The following is a 1,915-nucleotide window of genomic DNA, read 5'->3' as shown; positions in this document are numbered from 1 at the left end:
ACGTTCACCTCGTCGGGCGTCGGTTCGTGGTTTGTGAGCTCGTTCCCGGTGCCGGCGCGGCCGGCCCACCAGGTGTTCGAGAGAATCTGGCCCGGGTTAAGAACCGGGATGGGGCGTTCGTAGCGCTTGACGAGGTAGGGCGCGAGGAGCCGGTCGGAGTCGTCGGGGATGACTATGGGCGGATTAAAGGTGACGGTGATGTCTCGCGCGGGGGTCGGTCCGAGGTTGGTGATGATGAAGTCGATGGAGGAGTCGCTATCGACCGCGGGGCGGAACTCGGCGGCGATCATCGGCTGGGATCGGGCTTTGCTGTCCAGGGCGGCGGAGATGAGCGCGATGATCGCGACGAGCGCGGCGACAACGCCGGCGACGGCGCCGATCGCGCTGCCGTACTCGTTGATCCAGGTCCAGGCCTCGAGCACGCTCATCCGGGTCATGAGGTGAGCGTAGCTGCGAGGCGGAACTGGCTAGAGAGACGGGGCGCGTCGTCTGGACATCGTGCCGCCGCAGGCTCTGAGGCGCCGGCGGCCGCGGATCGCGCCTGAGATGGATCGGCGGCCACCGGCGCGGGGGTCAGTGCGCGGCTCCGAGCTCGATCATGAGCACCCCGACGATGATCAGGCCGATACCGGCCGCCATCACCTTGGTCAGCGGTTCCTTGAAGAGGATGCGGCTGAGGACCGCGGTGAGCGCGACACCGGACGCGGCCCAGATGCCGTAGGCGACTCCGAGGGCCAGGCCCTCCACGAGGGCCATGGTGATGCCGAAGAACGCGATGCCGTAGCCGCCGAGGACGGCGAGCAGCCACAGGCCCTTCTTCTTGGAGCCGGAGGTCGCCATGCGCAGCGAGAGGGCGCCGGCGACCTCGAAGATGATCGCGATGATGAGGAACAGGTAGGCCATCAGACGGTCCCTTCACGCTTCTTCGTCGCGGCCTGCGAGCCGAGCTCGACGCACAGGACCCCGCCGATGACGACGGCGATGCCGAGGGTCATCAGCGCGGTCAGCGGCTCTCCGAAGATGACTGCGGAGAGGATCGCGGTCAGGGCCACTCCGGCGGCTCCCCAGATGCCGTACCCGACGCCGAGGGGCATGCCCTGCTTGAGCGCGCCGGCCAGGAGCGTGAACGCTCCGATGTAGCCGACCGCGACGAGCGCGAAGAATCCGGGGGCGTCGACGGCAGCTTTCAGTGACAGGGAGCCTGTCACCTCGAGCGCGATCGCCCCGGCGAGGAACACCCACTTCATTTCTGTACTCCTTCATCGATCAGTCGTTGGGCGATGCCGCGCACGAGTGCACGCTGCTCACCGGTCATGCTCAGAAGTCCGAGCGCCTGGTCGGTCCAGGCGCCGTCAGCGATCAGACGCGCCGACTGCAACGCGGCTTTCTGGCCAGCGTCGCCGGGTGCGTCCTCCCCGAACCAGGGCCGCAGGCGCTCCCGCCACTGGGCGGCGAGAGTGTCGCGCAGCTTCACATCCGCGAGCAGCGCGAGATCGCCCCCGTCGAAATCGGAGAGCACCTCGAAGTCCACATACGCGCGCAGCCGCTCGACCGGATCGGTGACCTCCCCGATCGTCGCGGCGAGCTGTCCCTCCCAGAGGTCCATCACCCGATTGACGACGCCGACCATCAGCGCCTCCTTCGAGGAGAAGTGATGCACCACCCCCGCCTTACTCATGCCTGCTTCGGAGGCGACGGAATCGATCGTCACCACGCCACCGCGCCGCAGCACGGCGATCGCATCATCGAGCAGCTGCTCGGTCGTCTTTGCCATGCCCCGAGAGTACCGACCAAACGTTTGGTCGGTCAAGTGACATAGCGCTATGGGTAGCAGGCGTCCCGTAAGGGGATCGCTTACCGGCACACACAGATACGACGCCGAGCGCCGCGAAAATCCGCGGCGCCGAGTGTCCCG

The 1,915-nt window shown here is 67.3% G+C and carries 4 protein-coding genes; all 4 read right to left on the bottom strand.

Annotated features, from left to right (window positions below; translation table 11 throughout):
* Positions 1-437, bottom strand: a 437-nt coding sequence (locus AC0VX0_RS12240; RefSeq protein ID WP_336575441.1) for a hypothetical protein, incomplete at its 3' end; no start/stop codon positions are given.
* Positions 438-573: 136 nt separating this feature from the next.
* Positions 574-903, bottom strand: a complete 330-nt coding sequence (locus AC0VX0_RS12235; RefSeq protein ID WP_020628217.1) for a DMT family transporter — start codon at positions 901-903, stop codon at positions 574-576.
* Entirely contained in the window at positions 903-1,247 is a 345-nt protein-coding gene (locus tag AC0VX0_RS12230; protein ID WP_031943843.1) for a DMT family transporter, read from the bottom strand. Before AC0VX0_RS12230 ends, AC0VX0_RS12235 begins: the two co-directional genes overlap by 1 nt.
* Entirely contained in the window at positions 1,244-1,774 is a 531-nt protein-coding gene (locus tag AC0VX0_RS12225) for a TetR/AcrR family transcriptional regulator (protein WP_002857203.1), read from the bottom strand. Before AC0VX0_RS12225 ends, AC0VX0_RS12230 begins: the two co-directional genes overlap by 4 nt.
* Positions 1,775-1,915 lie beyond the last annotated feature (141 nt).

The organism is Micrococcus sp. iso_26 (assembly GCF_056172975.1).
Note: the sequence above shows the minus strand (reverse complement) of the source record. Positions and strands in the feature narration are given on the sequence as shown.